At 74.7% G+C, this 26,891-nt stretch carries 22 protein-coding genes and 2 pseudogenes; 13 read left to right on the forward strand and 11 right to left on the reverse strand.

The annotated features are described in order from the left end of the window. Positions 1–148 precede the first annotated feature (148 nt). The 3 genes and pseudogenes from ABTY20_RS10600 to ABTY20_RS10610 all read left to right on the forward strand — a co-directional run. Positions 149–1,261 (forward strand): Gfo/Idh/MocA family protein, encoded by a 1,113-nt coding sequence (locus ABTY20_RS10600; protein ID WP_351996596.1) that lies wholly within the window; start codon positions 149–151, stop codon positions 1,259–1,261. Then, positions 1,261–2,196 carry a DUF6807 domain-containing protein gene (locus tag ABTY20_RS10605; RefSeq protein WP_351996597.1) on the forward strand — a complete coding sequence of 312 codons (936 nt, stop codon included), beginning with the start codon at positions 1,261–1,263 and terminating at the stop codon, positions 2,194–2,196. The genes ABTY20_RS10600 and ABTY20_RS10605 overlap by 1 nt, the downstream gene beginning before the upstream one ends. Further along, positions 2,190–2,696 (forward strand): annotated as a pseudogene (locus tag ABTY20_RS10610) (cupin domain-containing protein); the annotation flags it as partial. The gene ABTY20_RS10605 and the pseudogene ABTY20_RS10610, both read left to right, overlap by 7 nt. Positions 2,697–2,852: 156 nt before the next feature. Here ABTY20_RS10610 and ABTY20_RS10615 read toward each other — a convergent pair. Then, positions 2,853–3,524, reverse strand: a complete 672-nt coding sequence (locus tag ABTY20_RS10615; RefSeq protein WP_351996598.1) for a phosphatase PAP2 family protein — start codon at positions 3,522–3,524, stop codon at positions 2,853–2,855. Between the two features lie 85 nt (positions 3,525–3,609). Then, positions 3,610–5,856 (reverse strand): heavy metal translocating P-type ATPase, encoded by a 2,247-nt coding sequence (locus ABTY20_RS10620; protein ID WP_351996599.1) that lies wholly within the window; start codon positions 5,854–5,856, stop codon positions 3,610–3,612. 190 nt (positions 5,857–6,046) lie between these two features. Between ABTY20_RS10620 and ABTY20_RS10625 the strand changes: the two genes are divergently transcribed. After that, positions 6,047–6,994: a DUF8832 domain-containing protein gene (locus tag ABTY20_RS10625; protein WP_351996600.1), complete on the forward strand. Its 948-nt coding sequence runs from the start codon at positions 6,047–6,049 to the stop codon at positions 6,992–6,994. 6 nt (positions 6,995–7,000) lie between these two features. On the opposite strand, the gene ABTY20_RS10630 is transcribed toward ABTY20_RS10625, so the two are convergent. After that, positions 7,001–8,836, reverse strand: coding sequence for a glycoside hydrolase family 15 protein (locus ABTY20_RS10630; protein WP_351996601.1), 1,836 nt, complete (start codon positions 8,834–8,836; stop codon positions 7,001–7,003). Between the two features lie 65 nt (positions 8,837–8,901). After that, on the reverse strand, positions 8,902–9,681 hold the full coding sequence (locus ABTY20_RS10635) for a DeoR/GlpR family DNA-binding transcription regulator (protein WP_351996602.1): 780 nt from the start codon (positions 9,679–9,681) through the stop codon (positions 8,902–8,904). Between the two features lie 125 nt (positions 9,682–9,806). Here ABTY20_RS10635 and ABTY20_RS10640 point away from each other — a divergent pair, with 125 nt between their 5' ends. Together ABTY20_RS10640 and ABTY20_RS10645 are read left to right on the forward strand one after the other, a co-directional pair. Then, the gene (locus ABTY20_RS10640) at positions 9,807–10,688 is read left to right on the forward strand and encodes an SIS domain-containing protein (protein WP_351996603.1); all 882 of its coding nucleotides are present in this window, start codon (positions 9,807–9,809) and stop codon (positions 10,686–10,688) included. 21 nt (positions 10,689–10,709) lie between these two features. Then, entirely contained in the window at positions 10,710–11,597 is an 888-nt protein-coding gene (locus ABTY20_RS10645) for a class II fructose-bisphosphate aldolase (protein ID WP_351996604.1), read from the forward strand. Here ABTY20_RS10645 and ABTY20_RS10650 read toward each other — a convergent pair. Then, a complete protein-coding gene (locus ABTY20_RS10650; RefSeq protein WP_351996605.1) occupies positions 11,578–12,711 on the reverse strand; it encodes a methyltransferase in 1,134 nt (377 codons plus the stop codon). The genes ABTY20_RS10645 and ABTY20_RS10650 overlap by 20 nt on opposite strands. A gap of 68 nt (positions 12,712–12,779) precedes the next feature. Here ABTY20_RS10650 and ABTY20_RS10655 point away from each other — a divergent pair, with 68 nt between their 5' ends. From ABTY20_RS10655 to ABTY20_RS10670, 4 genes are read left to right on the forward strand one after another with little or no spacing between them, the layout of a single operon-like run. Further along, positions 12,780–13,454 carry an alpha-ketoglutarate-dependent dioxygenase AlkB family protein gene (locus ABTY20_RS10655; protein ID WP_351996606.1) on the forward strand — a complete coding sequence of 225 codons (675 nt, stop codon included), beginning with the start codon at positions 12,780–12,782 and terminating at the stop codon, positions 13,452–13,454. A 13-nt stretch (positions 13,455–13,467) separates the two neighbouring features. After that, positions 13,468–14,706: an ROK family protein gene (locus tag ABTY20_RS10660; protein ID WP_351996607.1), complete on the forward strand. Its 1,239-nt coding sequence runs from the start codon at positions 13,468–13,470 to the stop codon at positions 14,704–14,706. A gap of 44 nt (positions 14,707–14,750) precedes the next feature. Continuing rightward, on the forward strand, positions 14,751–15,641 hold the full coding sequence (locus ABTY20_RS10665) for an NAD(P)-dependent oxidoreductase (RefSeq protein ID WP_351996608.1): 891 nt from the start codon (positions 14,751–14,753) through the stop codon (positions 15,639–15,641). 32 nt (positions 15,642–15,673) lie between these two features. After that, the gene (locus ABTY20_RS10670; RefSeq protein WP_351996609.1) at positions 15,674–16,096 is read left to right on the forward strand and encodes a PPOX class F420-dependent oxidoreductase; all 423 of its coding nucleotides are present in this window, start codon (positions 15,674–15,676) and stop codon (positions 16,094–16,096) included. Positions 16,097–16,180: 84 nt separating this feature from the next. On the opposite strand, the gene ABTY20_RS10675 is transcribed toward ABTY20_RS10670, so the two are convergent. Both ABTY20_RS10675 and ABTY20_RS10680 read right to left on the reverse strand, forming a co-directional pair. Further along, entirely contained in the window at positions 16,181–16,765 is a 585-nt protein-coding gene (locus tag ABTY20_RS10675) for a DUF4865 family protein (RefSeq protein ID WP_351996610.1), read from the reverse strand. A gap of 30 nt (positions 16,766–16,795) precedes the next feature. After that, on the reverse strand, positions 16,796–17,359 hold the full coding sequence (locus ABTY20_RS10680) for a TetR/AcrR family transcriptional regulator (RefSeq protein WP_351996611.1): 564 nt from the start codon (positions 17,357–17,359) through the stop codon (positions 16,796–16,798). A 197-nt stretch (positions 17,360–17,556) separates the two neighbouring features. Between ABTY20_RS10680 and ABTY20_RS10685 the strand changes: the two are divergent. Further along, a pseudogene (locus ABTY20_RS10685) lies at positions 17,557–17,783 on the forward strand (SHOCT domain-containing protein); the annotation flags it as partial. Between the two features lie 97 nt (positions 17,784–17,880). On the opposite strand, the gene ABTY20_RS10690 reads toward ABTY20_RS10685, so the two are convergent. Further along, positions 17,881–18,426 carry an ATP-binding protein gene (locus ABTY20_RS10690; protein ID WP_351996612.1) on the reverse strand — a complete coding sequence of 182 codons (546 nt, stop codon included), beginning with the start codon at positions 18,424–18,426 and terminating at the stop codon, positions 17,881–17,883. A gap of 183 nt (positions 18,427–18,609) precedes the next feature. After that, complete coding sequence (locus ABTY20_RS10695) at positions 18,610–18,933, reverse strand: hypothetical protein (RefSeq protein ID WP_351996620.1); 324 nt, start codon at positions 18,931–18,933, stop codon at positions 18,610–18,612. Positions 18,934–19,265: 332 nt separating this feature from the next. On the opposite strand from ABTY20_RS10695, the gene cds1 reads away from it, so the two are divergent. After that, a complete protein-coding gene (cds1, locus tag ABTY20_RS10700; RefSeq protein WP_351996613.1) occupies positions 19,266–20,438 on the forward strand; it encodes an L-cysteine desulfhydrase Cds1 in 1,173 nt (390 codons plus the stop codon). A gap of 281 nt (positions 20,439–20,719) precedes the next feature. On the opposite strand, the gene ABTY20_RS10705 is transcribed toward cds1, so the two are convergent. Continuing rightward, on the reverse strand, positions 20,720–21,559 hold the full coding sequence (locus tag ABTY20_RS10705; RefSeq protein ID WP_351996614.1) for a DeoR/GlpR family DNA-binding transcription regulator: 840 nt from the start codon (positions 21,557–21,559) through the stop codon (positions 20,720–20,722). A gap of 286 nt (positions 21,560–21,845) precedes the next feature. Here ABTY20_RS10705 and ABTY20_RS10710 point away from each other — a divergent pair, with 286 nt between their 5' ends. After that, positions 21,846–24,218, forward strand: a complete 2,373-nt coding sequence (locus ABTY20_RS10710) for a hypothetical protein (RefSeq protein WP_502991788.1) — start codon at positions 21,846–21,848, stop codon at positions 24,216–24,218. Here the strand turns inward: ABTY20_RS10710 and ABTY20_RS10715 are convergent. Then, positions 24,188–26,629, reverse strand: a complete 2,442-nt coding sequence (locus ABTY20_RS10715; protein ID WP_351996615.1) for a right-handed parallel beta-helix repeat-containing protein — start codon at positions 26,627–26,629, stop codon at positions 24,188–24,190. The genes ABTY20_RS10710 and ABTY20_RS10715 overlap by 31 nt on opposite strands. Between the last annotated feature and the right edge of the window lie 262 nt (positions 26,630–26,891).

Here is a 26,891-nt window from a genome sequence, read left to right on the forward strand (position 1 = left end):
GTCCGGCGCCGGGTCCCGGTTCCGGCCGGTCCCCGATGACGGGGTCCGGGGTTGTCCCCACCGGCGGGCGGGCCTAGGGTCGGCGGCTGGGGAAAGCGCTTTCTAGAGTTTTCCTGCCCGTCTTCGTCGTCGTTCCGAGGAGCGCCGCATGTCCTTGCCCCCCGTCCGCCGCCGTGTCGCCGTCGTGGGCACCGGCGCCATCGTCAGCGGAGGCCACCTGCCCGCGCTGCGCGCCCACGCCGACCGCACCGAACTGGTCGCCGCCGTCGACGTGGACCGGGACCGGCTCGACGCCTTCCGCGCGTCCGCGGGTGAGCGGGTCGCCGGGTTCACCTCGATGAGCGCGATGCTGGACGCCGTACGGCCGGACCTGGTGCTGATCGGGACCCCGCCGTCGCTCCACCGGGAGCAGACGGTGGCCGCGCTCAAGGCCGGCGCCTGGGTGCTGTGCGAGAAGCCGCTGTGCCTGTCGCTCGCCGAGTACGACGACATCGCGGCCGCCGAGGAGGCCTCGGGGGCGTACGCGTCCGTGGTCTTCCAGCACCGCTACGGTTCCGGCGCCGCCCACGCCCGAGAACTGATCCGCGGCGGTGAGCTGGGCGCCCCGCTGGTCGCGCACTGCCAGACCACCTGGCACCGGGACGCCGCGTACTACTCCGTGCCCTGGCGCGGACGCTGGGCCACCGAGGGCGGCGGGCCGACGATGGGGCACGGCATCCACCAGTTCGACCTGCTGCTGCACCTGCTGGGGGAGTGGGAGGAGATACGGGCCATGGCGGCGCGCCTCGTCCACGACACCGAGAGCGAGGACGTCTCCACCGCCCTGGTCCGCTTCCGCGGCGGTGCCCTCGCGACCGTCGTCAACAGCGTGCTCTCGCCCGACGAGGTGAGCCGCGTCCGCGTCGACTGCGCGGACGCCACGGTCGAACTCACCCATCTGTACGGCCACGTCAACGACGACTGGAGCTACACCCCGGCCCGGCACGTCCCCGCCGAGCGCGCCGCCGCCTGGCGCACGCCCCCGCGGGACGTGCCCAGTTCGCACACGGCGCAGCTGGGGACCCTGCTCGACGCCTACGACGCCGGCACCCGGCCGCCGGGGAGCGGACCGGAGGCGCGGAGCACGCTCGAGTTCGCCGCCGCCCTGTACAAGGCCGCGTTCACCGGGCTGCCGGTGCGGGCCGGGGAGATCGGCCCCGGCGACCCGTTCCACGCGGCCATGCACGGCGGCCACCCCGACTGGGCACCCGAGGAGCACTGATGGGCATCCGCGTCACTCATGAGGTGGGCGAGGCCGTGGTGGTGACGGCCGCGGGGGGTACGGAGATCCTGCGGTACGTCTACCGGCCCGACCCCGATCCGTTCGAGTCCCGGAAGCCGTACGCCCATCCGGTGCGGACGCTGGGCGGACGCACGGTCACCGGATACCGGCCGAACGACCACCGCTGGCACAAGGGGCTGCAGATGACGGCCAGCCACCTGTCGGGACAGAACTTCTGGGGCGGCAACTCGTACGTGCACGGGCGGGGTTATCTGCCGCTGCCCGAGCGCATCGGGTCGATGCGGCACGACGGGTTCTCCGCCTTCGAGGTTGGGGCCGACCGGTTCGACTGCACCGAGGACCTGACGTGGGTGGAGAACGGCGGTGCCGAGTGGGCCCGGGAGGAGCGCGGACTGCGTGTCCACTCGGTCGACGAGGAGGCCGGGGCCTGGGTGCTGGACTGGTCGATCCGGCTCACCGGTCTGCGCGAGGTGCCACTGGAGTTCGGCTCACCCACCACCGCCGGCCGTGAGATGGCCGGTTACACCGGGCTGCAGTGGCGCGGCCCGCGCGACTTCACGGGCGGTACGGTCCTCGTGCCGGACGTCGGCGCGGGCGCCGGCGCCGAGGCGGGCGAACTCATGGGCGTACAGGGGCCGTGGCTCTCGTTCAGTGCCGAACACGACGAGCACGACGGTCACTCCACACTCGTCTTCGCGCACGCGCCGGAGAACCTCGACGGGAGCGCCGTCCACCCGTCGCACTGGTTCGTGCGCTCGCAGCCCATACCGTCGGTCGCGTTCTCCTGGGCGTTCTTCGAGGAGTTCGCGCTGCCGCCGGGGGAGTCCTTCTCGTACCGCTACCGGATCGTGGTCGCGGACGGGGTGTGGGACCGGGAGCGGGTGGAGGCGCACCTGGACGGCCTGCCGTGGTGAGCGGGCCCGATCCGCTCCCCGGCGCGGTCGGTCCGTCGCGTCCGAGCGCCTACGACCGGGAGGCCGCCGACGGGGTCTGCGGCGGCAGTCCGCATCTGCGTCTGGTGTGCACCGAGGCGTACGTCGTGACCGGCGGCCGGGGCGCCGTGCAGACGCTGAGCCCTGACGGGTACCGGGACATCCCGCTGCGGCCGGGGACGGTGGCCTGGTTCACGCCGGGGACCGTGCACCGGACGGTGCAGGGCGGGGACCTGCGGGCCACGGGCTGAGGCAGAACAGCGGGCTGCCGGAGGCCGGGGACGCCGTGTTCACCTTCCCGGCGGAGGTGCTGGCCGACCCCGGACGGTACGCGGACGCCGCGACGCTCCCGGCCGGCACGGGCGCGCGGGTGGAGGCGGCGGCGGGACCCCGCGGTCGAGGGGGACCTCGTGCTGCGTGAGGCGCTCTCGGCCGCCGCCCCCACGGGCCGGCCCCGGCGGGCGGCCACGAGGGCGTGGCGCGTGCCCCGGTCCGTGCCTTCGGCGAGGCGACCCGTCCCCGGTGCGGGAGGCGCTGCTCCGTCGTCGGACGGGTCGTCGCTCGTTCGGACCGAGCCCGCGGGCGCGGGAGCGCGGCCGGCCGGACGGCGCACCGCCCCCGTCACCGGCGTCCACGGGTCACGGCCGGCGCAGGGGCCGCATCCGGCGCGGGGCGTACGACGCCGGAAGCCGGGCCGCGCCCACGGCCAGCGCGGTGGCCGCACTGGCGATGCCGAGAACGGCCCCGGCAGCCACGTCACCCGGATAGTGCACACCCGTGTGCACCCGCGAGTACCCCACCGCACACGCGAGCGCCCCCAGCGGCACGGACGCCGCGGGCAGCACCGTCCCGACCGCCGTGGCGAACGCGACCGCCGACGCCGTGTGCCCCGAAGGGAACGAGGCCGACGTCGGCATGGGCACGTGCCGGTCCACGGTCACCCGCGCGGCCTCCCGGTCCGGCCGCGCCCTGCGCACCAGCCGCTTCCCCAGCAGGTTCGCCGACGCCGACGCCACGGCGACCGCCCCCACCCCGGCCAGCGCCGCCCGCCGCGGTCGTGCCCCGCACAGCGCGAGGACCCCGGCGACGGCGAACGAGATCTTGGAGTGGTCGGCCGTGTGGGACAGCCTGCGCAGCGCCCGGTCGAGCGTCGGCGTCGGCGTGGCGGCGACCGCCGCGTACAGGGCGCCGTCCACCGCTCTGAGGTCGCCGAGGACCGCGGCGGCGACCCTGCGCAGTCCGTCGGCGGGCGGTACGGGCTCGGTGAGCGGACGGGTGACGTCCTGGTCGGTGGTGGGCGGCTCGCTCATCTGTCTCTCCCGCGACGGCATCGTGGTCGGATCACCAGGTGCCCACGGTACGCACGATCCATCCGCTCGGACCCGCCCACCCCGGTCAGCCGGCCCGGAAGGTGCGCAGCCGCAGTGAGTTGCCGACCACGAAGACCGAGGAGAAGGCCATGGCCGCTCCGGCGAGCATCGGGTTGAGCAGTCCGGCCGCGGCGAGCGGCAGGGCGGCGACGTTGTAGGCGAAGGCCCAGAACAGGTTGGACCGGATGGTGCCGAGGGTGCGGCGGGCGAGCCGGACGGCGTCCGCCGCGGCGCGCAGGTCCCCGCGGACGAGGGTGAGGTCGCCGGCCTCGATCGCGGCGTCCGTGCCGGTGCCCAGGGCCAGGCCCAGATCGGCCTGGGCGAGCGCCGCCGCGTCGTTGACCCCGTCGCCGACCATGGCGACCGAACGGCCCTCCGCCTGGAGCCGCTTGACGACCTCCACCTTGCCCTGCGGCAGCACCCCGGCGATGACGTCCTCGATGCCGACCTCGCGGGCGACGGTCCGGGCGACCGCCTCGTTGTCCCCGGTCAGGAGGATGGGGCGCAGACCGAGCGCGCGGAGCCGGCGGATCGCCTCGGGGCTCGTCTCCTTCACCGCGTCGGCGATCTCCAGCACGGCGCGCGCCGCACCGTCCCACGCGACCAGGACCGCGGTGCGTCCGGCCGCCTCCGCCCGCTCCCCGGCCCGGATCAGCTCCTCGGGCGGTTCCAGGGACCACTCCCGCAGCAGCCGGTCCCGGCCGACGAGGACCGCGTGTCCGTCGACGACGCCCTGGACGCCGAGGCCGGGGACGCCCGCGAAGTCCTCCGGCACGGGCAGCTCACCCAGCTTCTCCCGTGCGGCGTCGGCGACGGCCCGTGCGATCGGGTGCTCCGAGGAGTGCTCCAGCGCGCCCGCGAGGCGCAGCACCTCGGCCTCGTCGACGCCGTCGGCCGGGTGCACGGCCAGCAGGGTCATCCGGCCCGTGGTCACCGTGCCGGTCTTGTCCAGGACCACCGTGTCGACGCGGCGGGTGGACTCCAGGACTTCCGGTCCCCTGATGAGGATGCCGAGCTGGGCGCCGCGTCCGGTGCCGACCATCAGGGCGGTGGGGGTGGCGAGTCCGAGGGCGCAGGGGCAGGCGATGATCAGGACCGCCACGGCGGCGGTGAACGCGGCCGCCGGTCCGGCGCCGTTGCCGAGCCAGAAGCCCAGGGTGCCCAGGGCGAGGGCGATGACGACGGGGACGAAGACGGCGGAGACGCGGTCGGCGAGCCGCTGCGCGGCGGCCTTGCCGTTCTGCGCGTCCTCCACCAGCTGTGCCATGCGGGCCAGTTGGGTGTCGGCCCCGACCCGTGTGGCCTCCACCACCAGTCGTCCGCCCACGTTGACCGTGGCTCCGGTGACCGGGTCGCCGACGGCCGCCTCCACCGGCACCGACTCACCGGTGAGCATCGACGCGTCCACCGCGGAGGAGCCCTCGACGACGGTCCCGTCGGTCGCGATCTTCTCGCCCGGGCGCACCAGGAAGCGGTCGCCCGTGCGCAGCTCGGCCACGGGGACCGTCTTCTCCCCTCCGCCGGGGGTCAGTACGGTGACGTCCTTCGCGCCCAGTTCGAGGAGTGCCCGCAGCGCCGCGCCGGCCTTCCGCTTGGCGCGCGCCTCGAAGTACCGTCCGGCCAGGATGAAGGCGGTCACGCCGGCGGCGGCCTCCAGGTAGACGTTCCCGGCGCCGTCGCCGCGGGCGATGGTCAGCTCGAACGGGTGCGTCATGCCCGGCGTGCCCGCGGTGCCGAGGAACAGCGCCCACAGCGACCACAGGAACGCCGCCGACGTGCCGACCGAGACCAGGGTGTCCATGGTGGCCGCACCGTGCCGGGCGTTGGTGAGGGCGGCCTTGTGGAAGGGCCACGCCGCGTACGTCACGACCGGAGCGGTCAGGGTCAGCGACAGCCACTGCCAGTGCGTGAACTGCAGGGCGGGGACCATGGCCATCGCCACGACGGGCACCGCCAGTGCGGTCGCCGTGACCAGCCGCTGTCCGAGCGGCCGGAGTTCGTCGGGGCCGTCCTCCTCCCGGGGCGGCTCGTCGGGCGGTGCGGGCCGCCGGGCCGTGTATCCGGTGGCCTCGACGGTGGCGATCAGGTCGTCGACGGTGGTCCCGCCGCCGTAGCCGACCCTGGCCTTCTCGGTGGCGTAGTTGACGGTGGCGGTGACCCCCTCCATCCGGTTGAGCTTCTTCTCGATCCGCGCGGCGCACGAGGCGCAGGTCATCCCGCCGATGACGAGCTCCACCTCGGCGGCGTCGGCACCCGCTGTACGGACGGTCATGGGTACTCCTGGGACAGATGAGTGACGGATACGGGGCAGGGGTATCCGGACGAGTGATCCATGTATACCCCGGGTGGGTATGCATGGCAAGGACGTCATGAGTTGACTTCATACCCCATGGGGGTATTGTGAGCTGCATCGAACGGCTCACGGCGAGCCGTCGGCCCCCTTTTTCCGAGGAGAGACGGTCATGAACACCGGACTGAGGATCACCGCGTTCGCCGCCGCCCTGGCCGCCACCTTCGGCACGGCCTACGGCGTCGGGGAGAGCCTCGATCCGGTCGTCGCGGACCGGGCGCCGGCGCACGGCGAGCGGCACGCCCCGCCCCCGACGGAGGCGGACGGCCGCACGGCGCACGACACGCCTCCGGCCGGCGGGCTCCAGATCTCCGAGAACGGCTACCGGCTCGATCTGCGGACCCCGCGGGTCACCGCAGGGCACCGCGCCGAGCTGCGCTTCGCCGTCCTGGACGACCACGGCAGGGCGGTCACCGAGTACCGCCGCGAGCACGGCAAGGAACTCCACCTCGTCGTCGCCTCGCGTGACCTGCTCACCTACCGGCACCTGCATCCCACCCGCACCGCCGACGGCACCTGGGCCACCCCCGTCGACCTGCCCCGCGCCGGCGGCTACCGGGTCTTCGCCGACTTCACCCCGGCGCGCAGGGGCGCGGGGAACCTGACGCTCGGAGCGGACCTCGCCGCTTCCGGCTCCTACCGGCCGCAGGAGCTGCCGCGCACCGGCGGCGTGGTCCGTGTCGACGGCTACGAGGTCGAGCTGACCGGGACCCTGCGCCCGGGCAGGGCGAGCGAACTGCGCCTGTCCGTCTCACGCGACGGAAAGCCGGTCACCGACCTCCAGCCCCATCTCGGCGCCTACGGCCACCTGGTCGCCCTGCGCGCGGGGGACCTCGCCCACCTGCACGTGCACCCCCACGGCGGGCCCGGCGACGGGAAGACCGCGTCGGGCCCGGCGGTCTCCTTCACGGCCACGGCACCCAGCAGCGGCGGCTACCGGCTGTTCCTGGACTTCAAGCACGACGGCGTCGTGCGCACCGCCGCGTTCACCGTCCACGCCGGGGTGGCGGAGGAGACGGACCCGCCGGCGCCGGAGCACTCCGAGGGCCACGGGCACTGAACGCACTCAGCCCAGGGCGCGGTCCAGGTTGAACGCGGCGCTGATCAGGGCGAAGTGGGTGAACGCCTGCGGGAAGTTGCCCTGTTGCTCACCGGTGTGGCCGATCTCCTCGGCGTACAGGCCGAGGTGGTTGCCGTAGGTCAGCATCTTCTCGAAGGCGAGGGCCGCCTCGTCGAGCCGACCGGCGCGGGTCAGCGCCTCGACGTACCAGAACGAGCAGATGGAGAACGTGCCCTCGGCGCCGTGCAGTCCGTCGGGGCTCGTCAGCGGGTCGTAGCGGTAGACCAGCGAGTCGGAGACCAGGTCCTCGGTGAGGGAGTCGAGCGTCGACAGCCACTTCGGGTCGGTCGGCGCGATGAACTTCGACAGCGGCATCATCAGGAGCGCCGCGTCCAGCACCTCCCCGCCCTCGTGCTGCACGAAGGCCCGGCGCGCCGCGCACCAGCCGCGGTCCATGATCCGTCGGTAGATGGTGTCGCGGCTCGACCGCCAGTGGGGGAGGTCGGCGGGCAGGCCGCGCCGGTTGGCCATCCGGATGGCCCGCTCGATCGCCACCCAGCACATCAGGCGCGAGTACAGGAAGTCCTTCCGCCCGCCACGGGTCTCCCAGATCCCCTCGTCGGGCTGGTCCCAGTGCGCGCACACCCAGTCCACCAGCGCCGTCACATGGTCCCACTGCTCGCTGGAGACGGGCTCGGCCCACTTGTCGTAGAGGTAGATGGAGTCGATCAGCGCCCCGTAGACGTCCAGTTGCAGCTGGTCGGCCGCCGCGTTGCCGACCCGGACCGGGGCGGAGCCGCGGTGGCCCTCCAGATGGGTCAGCTCACGCTCGGGGAGGTCGGTGCGGCCGTCGATGCCGTACATGATCTGCAGCGGGCCGGAGGCCTTGCGGTCGCCGGGGCTGATGTGCCGGGAGACGAACCCCATGAACGCCTCGGCCTCCTCGGTGAAGCCCAGGCGCAGCAGCGCGTACACGCAGAACGCCGCGTCGCGCACCCACACGTACCGGTAGTCCCAGTTGCGTTCCCCGCCGATCTCCTCGGGCAGGCTGGTCGTCGGCGCCGCCACGATCGCCCCGGTCGGCGCGTAGGTGAGCAGCTTCAGGGTGAGGGCGCTGCGGTGCACCATCTCCCGCCAGCGGCCCCGGTACCGCGAGGAGGACAGCCACCGCCTCCAGTACGCCACCGTCGCAGCGAACTGCCGCTCCGCCTCCCCGCACTCGCAGCGGCTCGGCGTCGCCTCAGGGCCGACCCGGTCCAGGGCGAAGACCGCCGTCCCGCCCTCGGCCAGCTTGAAGTCGGCCCGTACGTCGCCCCCTTCGGCCTCCACCGGGACGGTCGCGGTGAGCGCCAGGGACAGCTCCTGCGAGTCGAAGACCGCGATGCCGCCGGTCAGCCGTACGGTGTGCGGGCGGGAACCGTACGCGAACCGCGGCGCCACCAGCGTCCGGAACGGCACGGAGCCGCGTACGCACAGCACCCGCCGGATCAGCCGGTGCCGGGCCTCCTCGGCCGGCGTACCGCCGACCGGCATGAAGTCCTGCACCTCACCGACCCCGTCCTCGGTGAAGAACCGGGTGATCAGGACGTTGGTGTCGGGGAAGTAGAACTGCTTGGTGCGGGCCGGCACGGCCGCCGCCAGCTCGAAGCACCCGCCCCGCTCGGCGTCCAGGATCGCGCCGAACACGCTCGGCGCGTCGAAGGACGGGCAGCAGTACCAGTCGATGGTGCCGTCGGTGCCCACCAGCGCCACGCTGCGCAGGTCGCCGATCAGCCCGTGGTCGGCGATCGGTACGTACCGGCGCGCCCCGGAACCGCCCCGTTCCTCGGTCGTCGCGTCCATCGCAGCCTCCCCGGGCCGGCACGCCATGCTCCTCTGCCAGCTTAGGCAGCTCCGGCCGGACCGGCTCAGGCCACCACGACCCGCAGCCCCGCCTCCTCGAAGCGGCGCACCGTCTCCGGGGCCGCGCCCGTGTCCGTGACCAGGACGTCCACCTGCTCGGCCGCGCAGATCCGGGCGAACGCCCGCCGGCCCAGTTTGCCGGAGTCGGCGGCCACGACCACCCGCTCGGCCCGCTCGCACAGCAGCCGGTTGACCGCCGCCTCCGCCTCGTCGTGGGCCGCCGCCCCGTGCACGGCGTCGAAGGCGACCACACCGAGCACCGCCACATCGAGGGTGATCTGCCCCAGAACCCCGTCCACGAGCGGACCGACCAGCTCGTACGACTGGGCCCGGGCCACCCCGCCGGTCAGCACGATCTTGAACTGGGGGCGCACGGCCAGCTCGTTGGCGATGTTGAGCGCGTTCGTCACCACGGTCAGCGCGGGCGACCCCGGGGCGAGGTCCCCGCGTGCGGCCAGCGCCCGCGCCACCTCCGTGGTGGTCGTGCCGCCGGTCAGCCCGACCGCCTCGCCCGGCGCGACGAGGTCCGCCACCGCCTTCGCGACGCGCTGCTTCTCGGAGGCGCGCCGCGCGGTCTTGTAGCGCAGCGGCAGCTCGTACGACACCCCGTGCACCACCGCGCCGCCCCGGGTGCGCACCAGCATCTGCTGGTCGGCGAGCCGGTCGAAGTCGCGCCGGATCGTCGCGGCCGACACCCCCAGCTCACCGGCCGCCTCCTCGACGTCCAGCCGGCCGCGCTCGACGAGCAGCTCCAGCAGCGTCTTCCAGCGGGCGTCCCGCGACATCCGCCCTCCCGTTTCCCTCGGTCTGCGGCGACCCTAACCCACCCCGCCTTCGGTCGAATGCTTGATTTTGCTCGAAAGGGCGCTCAATCTTGCAAGAACAATCACCGAGTCCTCGGGGGTGCGGCATGACCCATGTCGGGCGCGAACTGGACAGCCAACCCGGGTGCTGGAGCCGCGCCGCCGCGCAGGCCCCGTCCCACGCCCCCGCCCTCCCGGCACCGGGGGAGCGGGTCGCGCTGGTCGGCTGCGGGACGTCGTACTTCATGGCGCAGGCGGCCGCGGCCCTGCGCGAGGGCGCGGGACAGGGCGAGACCGACGCCTTCGCCGCCTCGGAGTTCCCGCGGCACCGCCGCTACGACCACGTCGTCGCCCTCACCCGCTCCGGCACCACCACCGAGGTCCTCGACCTGCTCGGCCGGCTGAAGGGCGGCCCGCGCACCACCGCGGTCACCGCCGACCCGGCCACCCCGGTGACGTCACTCGCCGACGAGACGGTCGTCCTCGACTACGCGGACGAACGCTCCGTCGTCCAGACCCGGTTCGCCACCACGGCCCTCACCCTGCTCCGTGCCCACCTGGGCCTGCACACCGGAACGGTCGTCGAGGACGGGCGCACGGCCCTGCGCGGTCCGCTGCCCGAGGGACTGGCGGACAGCGCCCAGTTCACCTTCCTCGGCCGCGGCTGGACCGTCGGCCTGGCCAACGAGGCCGCGCTGAAGATGCGCGAGGCGGCCCTCGCCTGGACGGAGTCCTACCCGGCGACGGAGTACCGGCACGGACCCATCAGCGTCACCACCTCCGGCACCGCCAGCTGGATGCTCGGCGACGCCCCGGAAGGGCTGGCCCGGCAGGTGCGGGACACCGGCGGCCGGTGGATCGAGGGCGTCCTCGACCCGCTCGCCGAACTCGTCCGCGTCCAGCGGCTCGCGGTCGCCGTCGCCGCGGCCCGCGGCCTGGACCCCGACCGGCCCCGCCACCTCACCCGCTCGGTCGTGCTCACGCCCTGACCCCGTCGGAAAGGACGGACCGTGCCCCTCACCACCACCGGCGAACTCGTCACCCGCGCCGCCGCGAACCACTCGGCGGTCGCCTCCTTCAACGTCATCACCCTCGAACACGTCGAGGCCGTCGTCACCGGCGCCGAGTCGGTGAACGCCCCCGTCGTCCTCCAGGTCAGCGAGAACGCCGTGAAGTTCCGCCACGGCCGGCTGCTCCCGCTCGCCCGCGCCGCCGTCGCCGCCGCCGAACGCGCCGCCGTCCCCGTCGCCCTGCACCTCGACCACGTCCGCAGCGACGCCCTGCTGCGCCAGGCCCCGGACGCCGGATTCAGCTCCGTGATGTACGACGCGGCCCGGCTGTCCTACGCCGACAACCTCGCCGCGACCCGGGCCGCCGTCGACTGGGCGCACGACCGAGGGCTCTGGATCGAAGCGGAGCTGGGGGAGATCGGGGGCAAGGCCGGCCGGCCCGCGCCGGACGCCCACGCGCCCGGCGCCCGCACCGACCCCGGCCGGGCCCGCGCCTTCGTCGCCGGCTCCGGAGCGGACGCGCTGGCCGTCGCCGTCGGCACCACCCACGCCATGACCACCCGCACCGCCGCCCTCGACCACGCCCTCCTCGGACGGCTGGCCGCCGTCCTGGACGTCCCCCTCGTCCTGCACGGTTCCTCCGGCCTCCCCGACCACGAACTCGCCGCGGCGGTCGCGGGCGGCATCGCCAAGGTCAACGTGGGAACGGCGCTGAACATCGCCATGACCGGCGCGATCAGGGAGTTCCTCACCGCCCACCCCGAGGCGGTCGACTCCCGCGGCTACCTCACGGTGGGCCGGGAGGCGATGGCGCGAACCGTCGCGGGGACCATCCGGGCGCTGGCCCCGGCCCCGGCGCCGTCCCGGGTCACCGCTTCACGGCCCTGAGAACCACGAACTTCGGGTCCGACGCCACCACCTCGCTGTTGCCGAACAGCCGTCGCAGCTTCACGTGGTACCCCAGGTGACGGTTGCCGACCACCCACAGCTCGCCGCCCCGGCGCAGGGTGCGCCGGGCGCCGGTGAACATGCGCCAGGCCGTGGCGTCGGTGGTCGCCTGGTGGGAGTGGAAGGGCGGGTTGTTCAGCACCAGGTCGACGCTGCCGGCCGGTACGCCCGACAGTCCGTCGCCGACCCGGAACTCGGCCTGCCCGGACACCTCGTTCTCCCGGTACGTGGCCTGCGCGGACGCCACCGCCTGGAACGACTCGTCCACGAACAGCACCTCGGCGCGCGGATCCGCCAGCGCCACCGCCGTGCCGACGACGCCGTTGCCGCAGCCCAGGTCCACCACCCGTCCGCCGTCCCTGCCGGCGGGCAGGTGCTTCAGGAAGAACCGGGTGCCGATGTCGAGGCGGTCGGCGCAGAAGACGCCGGCGTGGTTGACGACCGTCGCGCCCGACGCCGGGCCGACGTCGTCGGGCAGCGTGTAGCGGTACGGCCAGGGGTTCGCGGGACGCTCCCGCGCGGGGTCGGGCGTACAGAGGACCAGCCGCGCCTTCCTCTCGGCGAGCGAGGTCCTGGTCGGGCCGAGGATCCGCTCGAAGAGGTCCAGCGTCGAGGTGTGGATCTCCTTCACCATGCCGGCGCCGACGACGACCGTGCCCTCGTGCACCGCCGGAGCCAGCCGCAGCAACTGGTCCTCCAGCAGCGCCAGGCTCTTCGGCACCCGGACGAGCAGGACATCGATCCGGCCCGGCGGAGGGTCCTGCGTGGTGAGCAGCCGGACCGTACCCGGCTCGACGCCGTTGCGGGCCAGGTTCGCGCGGGTCGCCTCCTGCCCGAGCCAGGAGTCGGTGATCTGCGTCGGCCGGTGCGCGGCGAGCGCCGTGACCAGCGCGCCCCAGCGGTCGCCGACGACCACGACCGCGCCGGTCAGCGGGACCCGCCGTTCGGCGAGATGCCGCAGGAGGTACTCGTCGGACGCGTCCCAGGCGCGCAGCCTGTCCCGCGGGTCCTCGGGGAAGCGGGCCAGCGCCGGCTCGCCCCACGCAGTCGTCATACGGTCGTTCATCGTCCGACCAGGCTAGCCCAGCCGCAGCTCAGGGCGCGTCCGGCAGGATGGGAGGCATGGAATCCGGGCTGTTTCCCAGGACCCGCGGCGAGATCGCGCCCGGCGCGGTGCACGTGCCGGACTGGCTGGACGCGCGGGCACAGCGCGAGCTGCTCGACGCCTGCAGGCAGTGGGCCAGGCCCCCCGCCGGACTGCGCACCGTCCGCACGCCCGGCGGCGGCACCATGACCGCCCGGCAGGTGTGCCTCGGCTGGCACTGGTATCCGTACGGCTACGCCCGCACCGTGGTCGACGGTGACGGCGCGCCGGTGAAGCCGTTCCCCTCCTGGCTCGGCGAGCTGGGCCGCCGAGCGGTGACCGACGCGCTGGGCGCGCAGGCCGCGCGCGGTGCCGCGTACGACATCGCGCTCGTCAACTTCTACGACGCCGACGCCCGCATGGGCATGCACCGTGACGGCGACGAGGAGGCGGACGCGCCCGTGGTGTCGCTGAGCATCGGCGACACCTGCGTCTTCCGCTTCGGCAACACCGCGACGCGGACCCGTCCGTGGAGGGACGTGGAGCTGCGCAGCGGCGACCTGTTCGTCTTCGGCGGGCCCTCCCGGCTCGCGTACCACGGCGTTCCCCGGGTGCGCGCGGGCACGGCGCCGCCCGAGCTGGGGCTGACCGGCCGGCTGAACATCACGCTGCGGGTCGGCGGCCTGCGGCCCGTCCCCGATTGCGGATCATGACAGACTCGCGTGCATGAGCGGGAAGGCGGACCCCCGGCCGGCGGGGGAAGGGACCACCTCGAGGACGCGGCTGGACCGGGGGCGCGGCGCGCTCGGACCCGCGCTGGAGCTGGTGCACACCGGGCGCGCGCCGACCCGCGCGGTGCTCACCGCCGAGCTGGGCGTGACCCGCGCGACGGCCGGTGCGGTCGCCGCCGAACTGGAGGCCCTCGGGCTGATCCGGGTGGACGCCCGGCCCGGCGCGGCGGCCGGTTCCCAGGGCCGCCCCTCGCACCGGCTCTCGGTCGCCGAGGACGGGCCCGTGGCGCTCGCCGCGCAGGTGCACTCCGACGGTTTCCGGGCCGCCCTGGTGGGACTCGGCGGCCGCATCGTCGCCACGGCGCCCGGCTGCGAGGTCGTCGACGCCGACCCGGCGAAGGTGCTCGGCTCCGTCGTCGCGGCCGGCGCCGAGCTGCTGCGGGAGACCGGACGCCGGTGCGTGGGCGCCGGGCTCGCCGTGCCGTCCGCGGTGGCCGAGCCGGAAGGCCTGGCCCTCAACCCCCTGCACCTGGCCTGGCCCGCGGGAGCGCCGGTGCGGGAGATCTTCGCCGAGCAGGTGCGCGCGGCCGGCCTGGACGGGCCCGCCTTCGCGGCCAACGACGTCAACCTCGCGGCCCTCGCCGAACACCGGCACGGCGCCGGGCGCGGCTCCCGCGACCTGTTGTGCGTGGCCACCGGCCACCGCGGTGTGGGCGGCGCGCTGGTGCTCGACGGCCGCCTGCACTCGGGCAGTTCGGGTCTCGCCCTGGAGGTCGGCCACCTCGCCGTCAACCCCGGGGGCCGTCCCTGTCACTGCGGCGGTCGCGGCTGTCTCGACGTCGAGGCGGACCCGCTGGCCCTGCTCACCGCGGCGGGCCGCGCGCCGGGCCCCGAGATGTCCCTGCTGAAGCAGGCCGACGACCTGGTCCGCGGCCAGTACGACGACCCGGACGTGCGCACCGCCGCCGAGTCCCTCATCGACCGCCTCGGACTGGGCCTGGCCGGACTGGTGAACATCCTCAACCCGGACCGGATCATCCTCGGCGGACTGCACCGCACCCTGCTGGAGGCCGACCCGGACCGGCTCCGCGCCGTCGTCGCCGACCGCAGCCTGTGGGGCCGCAGCGGCGGCGTCCCCATCCTCCCCTGCACCCTGGACCACAACAGCCTGGTCGGCGCGGCGGAACTGGCGTGGCAGCCGGTACTGGACGATCCTCTCGGGGCACTGGTGTAGAGCACGAGACATTCCGACCGGCAGACGCACAGAAAGCCGACTTCATGACCGACAAGCTCACCGTCAGCGTCCTGGGCACCGGCATCATGGGCGCGGCGATGGCCCGCAACCTCCTGCGCGCGGGGCACACCGTACGGGCCTGGAACCGCACCCGCGCCAAGGCCGAACCGCTCGCCGCCGACGGCGCGCACATCGCCGGCACCCCCGCCGAGGCGGTCGAGTCCGCCGACGCCGTGCTGACCATGCTGTACGACGGCCCGGCCACCCTGGAGACGATGCGGCAGGCCGCCCCCGCCCTGCGCGGCGGGACCGTGTGGGCGCAGTCCACCACCGCGGGCCTCGAGGGCGTCGCCGAACTGGCCGGTTTCGCCCGCGAGCACGGCCTGCTCTTCTACGACGCCCCGGTCCTGGGCACCCGCGGGCCCGCCGAGGCCGGAGAGCTGACCGTGCTCGCGGCCGGACCCGCCGAGGGCCGGGACAGGGTGACCCCGGTGTTCGACGCGGTGGGCGCCCGCACCGTGTGGGCCGGGGAGGACGGCGCCGCGGCCGGGGCGACCCGCCTGAAGCTGGTCGCCAACAGCTGGGTGCTCGCCGCGACCACCGCCGCCGGTGAGGCCCTGGCCCTGGCCGAGGCCCTCGACGTGGCGCCGGACGGCTTCTTCGACCTCATCGCCGGCGGCCCCCTCGACATGGGCTATCTGCGCGCCAAGGCCGGGATGATCCTCGACGGGCGGCTGTCCCCGGCCCAGTTCGCCGTGACGACCGCGGCGAAGGACGCCAGACTGATCGTGCGGGCCGGTGAACAGCACGGGGTCCGCCTGGACGTGGCCGCCGCGAGCGCCGAACGGTTCGAGCGGGCCGACGCCCGGGGCCATGGCGACGAGGACATGGCCGCCGCCTACTACGCCAGTTTCGACGACGATCCCACCACCTGACCGGCCCAGCCGCGAGCACGAAGGAGCCCGTAGTGTCCAAGCCCCCGCTTCCCCCCGAGGCACAGGAACTGCTGCGCAGGCCCAACCCCTGCGTCATGGCCACGCTGCGCTCCGACGGCGCGCCCGTGTCCACCCCCACCTGGTACCTGTGGGAGGACGGTCACGCGCTGGTCAACTTCGACGAGGGCCGGGTGCGCCTGAAGCACGTCCGCCGCGACCCCCGCGTCACTCTCACCGTCCTGGCCGGCGACGACTGGTACACCCACGTCACCCTGATCGGCCGGGTGGCCGAGATCCACGACGACGAGGACCTGGCCGACATCGACCGCCTCTCCCGGCACTACACCGGCAACCCCTACCCGGACCGGGAGCGGGCGAGGGTCAGCGGCCGGATCGAGGTCGAGCGCTGGCACGGCTGGGGCGCGATGAAGGACAGCGACCAGGCGGGCGGCTGACCCACCGGTGCCCGGCCGGACACCGGCGCCGGCCGACGGCGCAGGACCGGCCCGGACGACCGGTGAGGGCGGTGCAGACCGCGTTCACCACCGTCGTCCCCGGGGCAGCGCGTCCCGTCCCGGCGTCGACAGGTGCAGCACCTGGAAGACCTCGCCGTCCGCCCCGGGCGCCTCCCGCGCCCAGAGCGAGAAGTGCACCAGTTCCCAGCGGGCGGTGTCCACGGCGACCGCCGCGAGGACAGCGCCGTCCCGGCCGGCCAGCCGCCCGCACTCCTCCACCGCCTCCTCGGCCGTCCCGCCCACCCGTACCCCGTCCGGCACGGGACGCCGGTGCCGTACGGCGACGGCGGCAGGAGCGTCCGCGGCCGCCCCCTCCTCGTACGCCAGGCCGGTCCACTGCCGTACCGGGGGACGACCGAAGTCGTCGGCGATGCCCTGGAAGCCGCCGCCCCAGAGGAAGGCGTTCATGCCCTCCACGGTGTTCCACAGGTAGAACGGCGCGTACTGGTTGACCGGCGAGCCGTGCACCCCGCGTTCGCGCACCAGGTACGCCTTGACGCCGAGGCCCGGCCACGCGTCGAGCAGGTGCCCGCGCCGGGCCACCCGGTCCCGGACGATCCCCATGTCGTAGTCGGCGGGCAGGGTGAGTTCGTACTGCAGGGCGTGCAACGGAGGTCTCCTCGGGGGAAGTCGACGGGGTCACCGCTCCCGCGGCGCGAGCAGTGCGAGCAGACCGCGCACCCCCGCGTCGAAGGCGGCGGGGGAGCCGGAGGCGCGGGCCAGCACATAGCCGCCCTGGACGGTCGCGACGACGGCCGCGGCGATCTCCGCGCTGTCGAGCGCGGGCGCGAACTCGCCCCGCTCCCTGCCCTCGTCGACGATCCCGGCGAGCCGGGTGCGCAGCCAGTCCAGGGTCTCGTCCACCGGGGCGCGCAGCGCGTCGTCGGCGATGACGTCCGGGTCCATGGTGAGCCGCCCGACCGGACAGCCGCGCAGGACGTCGCGCTCGCGCAGCAGATACGCCTCGATGCGCTCGTACGGTGTCCCCGGCCCGGCGAGGACCGCTTCGGCGCCGGCCCGCGTCTCCTCGGCGGTCCGCCGGATCGCGGCCAGCGCGAGGTCGGGCTTGCCCGTGAAGTGGTGGTACATGCTGCCCTGGCCCGCGCCCGACCGCTCCAGGATCGCCTTCGGGCTGGTGCCCACGTAGCCGCGCTCCCACAGCAGCTCGCGGGTGGACTCGATCAACCGCTCCGAGGTGCTCATGGCCATACTGTACATACCAGTAGGTACAGAAATCGAGTGCTCCTCGGCGGGGTGCGGCCGTCCGCGTACTCCCCGCGGGCTGCGCACGGTGCCGCCGGCCGTACCACGCCCCGGCCCCCTCGCGGGACGACGCGTTCGAGGAGAGGGGCGATCACGCGGACCCCGGCGCCTCCGGCGACGGCGGGCCCGGCCCGTGGATCCCGTTCCCCCCGTGATCCGGGGCCTGGCCGTCGGTGGCGGCCGCGCCCTGCTGCGCCGCACGGCGGGGCGCGGACGCCGCGGGCCCGGACCCGGGCGGTCCACGGTGGAGGACACCTCGCCCCTCGCGGTGCCCGGCCACCGCTTCGCCTCCGGCCGGATCGACGAGGACGAGTACCGGCGGCCGTCCGTCCTGGACGAGTGGTTCGGCCGGCCCGGCGGGGGAGTCGTGCGACGACGTTCCGGGGCGCCCCGCCCCCGGCTCACGCCCCGGCCGCGCCCGGCCCGTCGGGCAGGGTCCGGTCCCCCCTCGGCCGCCCGGGTCAGCCGGGGACGGTGGAGCGGGCCGGGGCCCGTTCGGAGCGGTGGTCCCCGGCGGTGCGTTCCACGAGGGCGACCTCCGCGAAGCGCCGGTCGGCGGACTCGCCGGCGGTGATCCGCGGTTGCCGGTCCCAGACGGGCGCGGGGGTCGCGGACGGCGTCGGCAGGGTGAACCACACGACCTTGCCGGACTCGCCGTCCGGCACCGCGCCCCAGCTCTCGCTCATCGCGGCGACCATCGCCAGCCCGCGCCCGCACGTGGCGAGCGGGCCCGCGTCCGCCACGACCGGCAGGCGCGGGTCGTGGTCGCGCACCGACACCTTGAGCCGGTCGAGCAGCAGCTCGATCTCGACGGTGCACGTCTTGTCGGGCCGGGCGTGCCGGTGGACGTTGGACAGCAGTTCCGTGACGCCGAGCGAGGCCCGGTCTATCAACGGGTCCATGTGCCAGTAGCGCAACTGCGCAGATACGATTCTGCGGACCTGGCCGATCCGCGACGGCAGGGCTTGGAGCTCCACCGCGCAGTGCCTGCTTGGGTGAGTGATCACGGCTGCGACTCCCCGACGTGAGGTCCGGAAGAACACGGAGGACGGATCCAGCAGGGCGTCTGCGTGACGCTGCCGCCTGCTGTCGTGGCCGGCGGGCTGGTTCGCAGCGTTATCGCCGGTAAACCCAGAGTGACGTGAGACCAGCGTGGCGTACGAGGTGAAGTGACGCAAGTCACGGACATCTCAGGTTCCGCGTTCCGACGCCCGGCGCACGGCCTCGATGAAGCGGCGGGCGGCGGGCGGACCCGGTTCCCCCGGCGCGGGGTCGTGATCGCCCAGCGTCAGCAGGTACCGCTTGCCGTTGAGGTCCGCGAGCGCCCGGTCCTCGGGCGCGAACCAGGGCCTGGACGCCCGCACCGCCTGCACCGGCGCGCTGTCGATCTCGCTGCCGTAGCTGGTGAGCAGCTCCAGCCGGCCGTCGCTGATCCGGACCTGCCCGGCCCGGGTGAGCGAACGCAGCCGCTTGCCGATCCGCACGCCCCTGGCCGTGAACTCCGGCTCCGCCATTCCGCCCGCCCCCTCGTGCGCGTCGGTGTGCCGGACCGCGTCCACGGGCCGGCTCCTGCCCAGCTCCAGTGTGCCCGGGTACGAGGCCCCGCTCACGCCGGTGCAGTCTGCCCGTACCCGCCGCCGAGCACCAGTGCGCACACCGCCGTCGCCCGGGGTGTGAGGTGCACGCGCGCCCGTGCGCCCCCCTGTCGCGACACCGCGCGCCCCAGGGGCGCCTTTGAGTGGCTCAAAGGAGTGTTTATGCAGGTGAGAGGTGGTGCGCATGATGCTTATGATCGGAGTACCGGCCGCGTGAGACGCCGTCGGCGCTCAGCGTAAGGAGCCCCGCCGTGAGCACTCCCCGACAGACCCCGACCGGTGCCACCCTCGACGTCGACCACAGTGACGCCGCCTACCGCGCCTGGCTGAAAGAGGCCGTGCGCAGGGTGCAGGCCGACGCCAACCGCTCGGCCGACACCCATCTGCTGCGCTTTCCGCTGCCCGAGCGGTGGGGCATCGACCTGTACCTGAAGGACGAGTCGACCCATCCGACCGGCAGCCTCAAGCACCGGCTGGCGCGTTCGCTCTTCCTCTACGGACTGTGCAATGGCTGGATCCGTCCGGGCCGCCCGGTGATCGAGGCGTCCAGCGGTTCCACGGCCGTGTCGGAGGCGTACTTCGCGAAGCTGATCGGCGTGCCCTTCATCGCCGTCATGCCGCGCACGACGAGCGCCGAGAAGTGCCGACTGATCGAGTTCCACGGCGGACGGTGCCACTTCGTGGACGACCCCCGCACGATGTACGAGGCGTCCGCCGCCCTCGCGGTGGAGACCGGAGGCCACTACATGGACCAGTTCACCTACGCCGAGCGGGCCACGGACTGGCGGGGCAACAACAACATCGCCGAATCGATCTTCCGCCAGCTGGAGTTGGAGCGGTTCCCGGAACCCGCCTGGATCGTCGCCACGGCCGGCACCGGAGGCACCTCGGCGACCCTCGCGCGCTACGTCCACTACATGCAGTACGACACCCGCATCTGCGTCGCCGATCCGGAGAACTCGTGCTTCTTCGAGGGCTGGACCAGCGGCGATCCGGACGTCACCTGCGACCGGGGCTCCCGCATCGAGGGCATCGGCCGGCCCCGCATGGAGCCGAGCTTCGTGCCCGGCGCGATCGACCGGATGATGAAGGTGCCCGACGCGGCCAGTGTCGCCGCGGTACGGGCCCTGGAGCGGGTCATCGGCCGCAAGGCGGGCGGCTCCACCGGCACCGGGCTGTGGAGCGCGCTGAAACTCGTCGCGGAGATGGTCGCGGAGGGCCGGCGGGGAAGCCTGGTGACGCTGCTGTGCGACCCGGGCGACCGGTACCCGGACAAGTACTACTCGGACGCCTGGCTGGCCGGCCAGGGCCTGGACGTCGCGCCGTACACGGAGGCGATCGAGTCGCTGCTGCGGACCGGTGTCTGGCCCGAGCGGGAGCTGCCCCGCGAGCCGGCGGTGCAGTCGGGCCGCCGCGGAGCGTGACGTCCGCCCCGGCCCCGGCCGGACGGCCCCGGCGGGAGACGGAAGGGCGCCGTGCCGTCGGCTGCGAACGTCCACCGCGCCCGCGGGCCCGCCCCGGCCGGGTCGAGCCGCCGCTCCTCGGCCGGGGCACGGACGCCCGGCGCGTCCGTCACGCCGACGCGGTACGCGTGCGCCCCGGGCCCCCTCGCCCACGAGGGAGGACCGTCTCGCCGAGGCGGGCGCCGCCCCGGAGCCGGATCCCACGCCCCGCGCCGGCGTCGAACGGGTGGGCCGAAGGCCCGTCAGGCGTCCGCGGCCTCCGAGGACGCCCCGGGTTCGCCCGCCACCACCAGCCGCCGCAGGTGCTCGGACACCTCCGCACGTGCCTCCCGGGGCAGTCCTGAGTCCGTCACCAGTGTGTCGACCTGCTCCAGGGAAGCGAACGAACTCAGGCCCACCGTGCCCCACTTGGTGTGGTCGGCGACCACGACCACCCGCCGGGCCGACTGCACCAGACGCCGGTTGGTCTCCGCCTCCGCGAGGTTCGGCGTCGACAGCCCCGCCTCCACCGATATGCCGTGCACCCCGAGGAACAGCAGGTCGAAGTGGAGCGCCGCGATCGCCTGGTCGGCGACCGGTCCCACCAGCGAGTCGGACGGCGTGCGCACCCCGCCGGTCAGGACGACCGTGGCCGCGCCCTGCCGGGCCGGCGAGGTGCGCTGCGCCGCGTGGAACACGTCGGCCACCCGCACCGAGTTGGTGACCACCGTGAGGTCGGGGACGTCGAGCAGCCGGTGCGCCAGTACGAAGGTCGTCGTACCGCCCGAGAGCGCGATCGCCGCGCCGGGGGAGACCAGTTCGGCCGCCGCCCGCGCGATGTCCTCCTTGGCGGTCGGCTCCAGGCCCGACTTGGCCTCGAACCCGGGCTCGTGCGTGCTCGCCTCCACCACCGGGACCGCGCCCCCGTGCACCTTCTCCAGCACGCCCTGCCGGGCCAGCGCGTCGAGGTCGCGGCGGACCGTCATGTCCGACACGCCGAGCTTGCGGGTCAGTTCGTTGACCCGGACCCCGCCCCGGCGCCGGACCTCGTCGAGGATCAGGGTGCGCCGCTGCTCCGCGAGCAGGTTCTGATTCTCGCTCACGTACGCTCCGGTCCTTTCGCCGCAAACCGCCCGTCACGCCCGCACCCTCCGCGACGGGCGGGTTCCCGCCCGTCACCGGTGCGCGGCGTCCCATCCTCGCACGCCGGGTCCCGGGCGGCGCCACCGGTGAATCGTCGCGCGCATGTCATAAATGTGCCGGACGCCGCTTGCCCGTCACACGGATCGGGGAGATTACCCGACGAGAGGTGTGCGCCGTCCCGGCACGGTGGATCCTGTTGCCCGCACGGACGGAGCCGACGAGGCGTCACGGGGGAAGTGCGCATCAGTGGAGAACACGCAGCAGCAGCACGGACCGGCCGAGGGAACCGACGGTCCCGCCGTTCCGGCCGGGGAGTCCGGGACCGCACTGGAACTCCTGGTCCACGGAGTGGGCGGCACCACGCCCCAGGAGATGCTCGACGACCCGCGCACGGTCCGGATCACCGGCGACCACGTCGCCGCCGTGTTCCGCCGCGCCGACGACGTCGACGCGGAACGGCGGCCCGCCGGACGGCGCGAGGGACCCGTCCCCGAGGCCTACGTCTGGTGCAACCTCACCTCCGGGAACGGCACCCGCGCCCTGTGGCTGCTGCTGCTCCCCTTCATGGTCGTCAACCTCGCCCACTGGATGCGCCCCACCACCCGCGGCCGCCGGCGCACGGTCCGGCTGTACGGGCTGCTGGTGCGCCTGGCCGGGCTGAGCCTGACGGTGCTGTTCGTCGCGGCCGCCTGCGAGGTGGCCCTCGACCTGACCGCATGGCAGTGCGCGGGCACGCGCGCGTGCGCCGCACGGCACTCCTGGCTCGGCTTCCTCTCGCCCGGGGCGTCCGACGGAGGCTGGTGGAGCGCGCCGGGCCGCAGGCTCGCGCTCGCCGCCCTGGTGCCCGCCGCCCTCACCGGCCTGCTGTGGTTCCTGTCCCTGCGCACCTGGAGCGCGTACGAGTCCCAGCAGCCGATGACCCACGACCCCGAGCCCGAGGAGGACGGCGGGCGCACCGCCCTGGGCCGGCCCGGCTTCTGGTACGGCCGGCGCCTGGTCGCCCGGCTGCGCGCCGCGCACACCGCCGCCGGGCTGCTGACGGTCGCCGCCGCGATCGGCTCCGCCGCCGCCCGCCACGACCGCGAGCCGGGCGGTCCGGCCGCGCTGCACGTCCTCGGCGTGCTGCTGGAGGCGGCACTGATCGCCGGGGCGTGCGTCGTGGTGGGGGTGACGTGCCGCCGGGGCCGCACCGAACGCCGACTGGACGGCGCGCTCGACCGGCGCCTGGTGCGGGGGCTGCCGCTCGCCGCCCTCGCCCTGCTCGCGCTCACCGTGGTGTACGCCGGGTGGGAGCGCCCCGGCTGGCGGTCGGCCGGCCGGCTGCCGGGCGACGCCACCTTCGGGGCCCTGACCCTCGCCCAGGGGCTGCTGGTGATCGCCCTCGCCGGGGTCGCGCACGTCCTGCACCGCACCGCCCCCGACCGGCGCGCCGCGATGCGGGGCCTGGCCGGACCGGCGGTCGCCATGCTCGCCTGCGCGCTGGGCGGCGTGATGTCCGGCGGTGTCTCCCAGCGGGTCTCCGACTGGCTGGACGGCACCGGGACCTCGATCCCCGGCCCGCCGGTGCTGCTCACCTGGCAGGCGTCCGTGATCCCGCCGCTGCTCCTGCTGCTGCTGGTGCTGGGCTGCTGGCTCGCCCGGCGCGCCTGGCACATCGCCCGGGCGGAGCGCGCCGCCGTGGAACGCGAGTACCCCGGCGAGGCGGGCGACCCCGGCCGCACCCGCCGCGTCGCCTCCGCGCGCGCCATGGCCGCGCTCACCGACCGCGGACCGCGCGTCCTCGCCGTCACCTCCGCCGCGACCCTGCTGCTGGGCGCCGGAGCCCTCGTCGGCGCCCTGACCACCGACAGGACCCCCGGCGAGGCGGCGCGAGGCTCCTACGCCGTCGTCCACGGCGCCGCCGAGACCGCGCAGGCACTGGGCTCCTGGCTGATCGGGCTCGGCTTCGTCCTCTTCGTCACCTGGGGCCGCCGCGCCTACAAGGACGCCTCCGCGCGGCGCACCATCGGCATCCTGTGGGACGTCGGCACCTTCTGGCCGCGCGCCGCCCACCCCTTCGCGCCGCCCTGCTACGCCGAGCGCGCGGTGCCCGACCTCACCTGGCGCATCGCCACCTGGACCAGGGCCACCGGAGGCCGGCTGGTGATCTCCGGCCACTCCCAGGGCAGCGTCCTCGCCGCCGCCGCGGCCTGGCAGCTCCCGCCGTCCACCCGCAGACGCGTCGCGCTGCTGACCTACGGCTCCCCGCTGGAGCGGCTGTACGGCCGCTGGTTCCCGGCCCACTTCGGACCGGAGGCGCTCGGCTCCCTGCACCGGGAGGTCGACTGCTGGCGCAACCTCCACCGGCGCACCGACCCCATCGGCGGCCCGATGCGGCTGCCCGGCGACCGCGGCCCCGACGTGGACCGTCCCGCGCTCCAGGACCCCCTCGCCTACGGCCGCACCGGGACCCATCCGCTGCCCGCGCCGATCCTCGGCCACTCCGACTACCGGGCCGACCCGGCGTTCGCCGAGGAACGCCGCCGGCTGCTCACCCGCCTGCTCCCCGGTGTGCCGGCACCCCGGCACACCGGGGAGCCCGGCGGTGCTCAGGGCAGTGCGGGCAGGTCCTCGGGGTAGAGGAGGGTCAGGTCGTCGGTGGTCGGCTCGTCGAGCTGGGCCACCCGGCCCGCGTGCCGCTCCACCATCGCCTCGAAGGTCCGCCGCGCGGTGCGCCCGTTGCCGAACGCGGGCCCCTTGGGGATGTCGGTGAAGTACGCAAGCACCGCCTCGTCGGTGCCCGGCGCCAGCCGGTACTCGTGCTCCTCGGCCTGCTGCCGCACGATCCGCAGCAGTTCCCCGGGTCCGTAGTCGCCGAAGGTGATCGTCCGTGAGAAACGGGACGCCACGCCCGGGTTGACCGACAGGAACCGCTCCATCTCGGCCGTGTAGCCGGCCACGATCACCACCACGGCGTCCCGCTGGTCCTCCATCAGCTTCACCAGCGTGTCGATGGCCTCCTTGCCGAAGTCGCGTCCGGCGTCCTCCGGGGAGAGCGCGTACGCCTCGTCGATGAACAGCACGCCGCCGCGCGCCCTCTCGAACGCCTCCTGGGTGCGGATCGCCGTCGAGCCGATGTGCTCGCCGACCAGGTCGACCCGGGACACCTCGACCAGGTGTCCCTGCTCCAGCACCCCGAGCGAGGCGAGGATCTCGCCGTACAGACGGGCCACGGTGGTCTTGCCGGTGCCGGGGGAGCCCGTGAACACCAGGTGCCGCTTGACCGACGCCGCCTTCAGGCCCGCCCGCTGCCGGCGCCGGCCCACCTCGATCATGTCGGTGAGGGCGCGCACCTCGCGCTTGACGCTCTCCAGGCCCACCAGCGCGTCGAGTTCCCCCAGCACCGCCTGGGGCGTGCGGGCCCCCCGCTCCGGACCGGGGGCGGGAGCGGGCGCGGGCGGTGCCGGCTCGGGCGTCCGGGCGGCGGGGACCGTGCCCAGCAGTCCGGCGGTGCGGCCCACCGTCCGCACCGCCGGCTCCGGCGACGCCGGCGGCCCGGGGCTCCCGCTCTCGTCGCTGGTGCAGTCCTCCACGACGGGACCGCCCGAGCCGGACGCCGCGTCACCCTCGGCGAACTCGTAACCCCCGCGCGCGCAGCGCTCCGTGCGGCACTTGCGCAGGGTCGTGCGGCTGCCGTCTATCACATGGAAGCCGTAGCCGCCGCTGCCCGTGACCCGGCAGTGCGCGAAGGTGCCGCGGCCGCCGGCGGAGACGTAGACGCCGGCCTCGGCGGGGGAGTCGACGGTGCAGCGCTCGACGGTGGGGTCGGCGCCCTTGGTGACGATCACACCGGTCTGCACGTCCTCCAGGGAGCAGTTGCCGAGGGTGCCGCCGCTGCCGTGGTCGCGGAACCAGGCGCCCGTCGCCGCCTCCCGGATCCGGCAGTCGTCGAGCTGGGCGGTGGCGCCGTCGCTCACCGACACGGCCGTGTTGCGCACCTGCGTCAGATCGCTGTCGACGACGTCCGCGCGGGATCCGCGGTCGAGCACGAACAGGGCGTCCGGCACGTCGTGCACCCGGCAGGAGTCCAGTACGGCGGTGGCGCCGTCGCTCACCCACACCGCCGGGTAGTCGCCGGTGCTGTCGGAGATCTCGCACTGGTTGGCGTCCACGCGCGTGCCCGGGTCCCACACCGACAGGCCGTTGCGGCCGAACTGCCGCACGCTGGTGCGGGTGAGGGTGAGCACCGAGCGGGACCGCAGGTCGACCGCGTTCTCCGGGATGTCGTGGATCCGGCAGTCGGCGAGCGTCAGCACCGCGTCGGTGTCCAGCGTGACCCCGTCCCCGGTCGTACGGCGCACCTCGCAGTCGGTGAGGTGCGCGGTGGCGCGGGCGGTCACCTGGACGCCGCTGCCCCGCACCTCGTGGACCACGCAGCCCACCGCCTCGAGCGCCGAGTTCTCCCCGGTCGCGGTCAGTCCCGAGCCCGAGGCGTGGTGCACCCGGCAGCGCTCCAGACGGGGGTGGGCGCCGCCCTGCACCATGACCCCCGCCTGTCCCGCGGCCACCACCTCGCACTCCTCGAACACCCCGCCCCCGCCGTCCACCACGGCGATGCCGGCGCCCGCCGGGTTGTCGACCGTGCAGCGGCGCACCGTGGGCCGGGCGCCGCCGCGCACCTCGATGCCGGCCGCGGACCGGGCGACCACGCGTATGTCGCGCAGTTCCGGGGTGCCCTCCTCGACCAGCACGGCCGGGGCGGTGGCGTCCTGCCCCTCCACGTGCAGGTCCTGCACCACCGCCGAGGCGCGCACGGTCAGCGGAACGCCGTCCGGGGGCGCGATGCGCACCGAGCCGGGCGAGCCCTCGGGGCCGCGCAGGGTCACCGCCCGCTGGACGACGAGGTTCTCCCGGTAGGTCCCGGGGGCGACGGTGAGGACGTCGCCCTCGGCCGCGGCCTCCAGGGCGGCGGCGAGCGATGCGTACTCACCCGTGCGGCGCCGCCACCTCGACGTGCCGGTGTGCGTCACCTGGACCGTGCCCTGTGCCATGGCGTAGCTGTGCCCCCACCTTGTCGTACGTGACTCGTTCGCGCGTGTCGTCGCCGATCGGTTCGGCCGGACCACCGTAGCGTGCGCGCGGGCGCCGGGTTGACCGGAGCCGTGACCCCGGTCGGCCGCCGGTCCCGGTCCGGGCCCGTCTTCTCCCACGCCCGGTGCCGGCGCGCGTACCGGTGGCGGACCACGCGCCGGACGGCCGGCCGCCCGGGTACCTCCACGAGGGCCGCGCCCACCGGGGCGGCGCCGGTGCCGG

The organism is Streptomyces sp. NPDC126497 (assembly GCF_040302425.1).
Taxonomy (GTDB): Bacteria; Actinomycetota; Actinomycetes; order Streptomycetales; family Streptomycetaceae; genus Streptomyces.

Excerpts from the sequence above, each read along its gene's own strand:
- ABTY20_RS10600 (WP_351996596.1), top strand. The coding sequence starts at position 149 with ATGTCCTTGCCCCCCGTCCGCCGCCGTGTCGCCGTCGTGGGCACCGGC.
- ABTY20_RS10605 (WP_351996597.1), top strand. The coding sequence starts at position 1,261 with ATGGGCATCCGCGTCACTCATGAGGTGGGCGAGGCCGTGGTGGTGACG.
- ABTY20_RS10615 (WP_351996598.1), bottom strand. The coding sequence starts at position 3,524 with ATGAGCGAGCCGCCCACCACCGACCAGGACGTCACCCGTCCGCTCACC.
- ABTY20_RS10620 (WP_351996599.1), bottom strand. The coding sequence starts at position 5,856 with ATGACCGTCCGTACAGCGGGTGCCGACGCCGCCGAGGTGGAGCTCGTC.
- ABTY20_RS10625 (WP_351996600.1), top strand. The coding sequence starts at position 6,047 with ATGAACACCGGACTGAGGATCACCGCGTTCGCCGCCGCCCTGGCCGCC.
- ABTY20_RS10630 (WP_351996601.1), bottom strand. The coding sequence starts at position 8,836 with ATGGACGCGACGACCGAGGAACGGGGCGGTTCCGGGGCGCGCCGGTAC.
- ABTY20_RS10635 (WP_351996602.1), bottom strand. The coding sequence starts at position 9,681 with ATGTCGCGGGACGCCCGCTGGAAGACGCTGCTGGAGCTGCTCGTCGAG.
- ABTY20_RS10640 (WP_351996603.1), top strand. The coding sequence starts at position 9,807 with ATGACCCATGTCGGGCGCGAACTGGACAGCCAACCCGGGTGCTGGAGC.
- ABTY20_RS10650 (WP_351996605.1), bottom strand. The coding sequence starts at position 12,711 with ATGACGACTGCGTGGGGCGAGCCGGCGCTGGCCCGCTTCCCCGAGGAC.
- ABTY20_RS10655 (WP_351996606.1), top strand. The coding sequence starts at position 12,780 with ATGGAATCCGGGCTGTTTCCCAGGACCCGCGGCGAGATCGCGCCCGGC.
- ABTY20_RS10660 (WP_351996607.1), top strand. The coding sequence starts at position 13,468 with ATGAGCGGGAAGGCGGACCCCCGGCCGGCGGGGGAAGGGACCACCTCG.
- ABTY20_RS10665 (WP_351996608.1), top strand. The coding sequence starts at position 14,751 with ATGACCGACAAGCTCACCGTCAGCGTCCTGGGCACCGGCATCATGGGC.
- ABTY20_RS10680 (WP_351996611.1), bottom strand. The coding sequence starts at position 17,359 with ATGAGCACCTCGGAGCGGTTGATCGAGTCCACCCGCGAGCTGCTGTGG.
- ABTY20_RS10695 (WP_351996620.1), bottom strand. The coding sequence starts at position 18,933 with ATGGCGGAGCCGGAGTTCACGGCCAGGGGCGTGCGGATCGGCAAGCGG.
- ABTY20_RS10715 (WP_351996615.1), bottom strand. The coding sequence starts at position 26,629 with ATGGCACAGGGCACGGTCCAGGTGACGCACACCGGCACGTCGAGGTGG.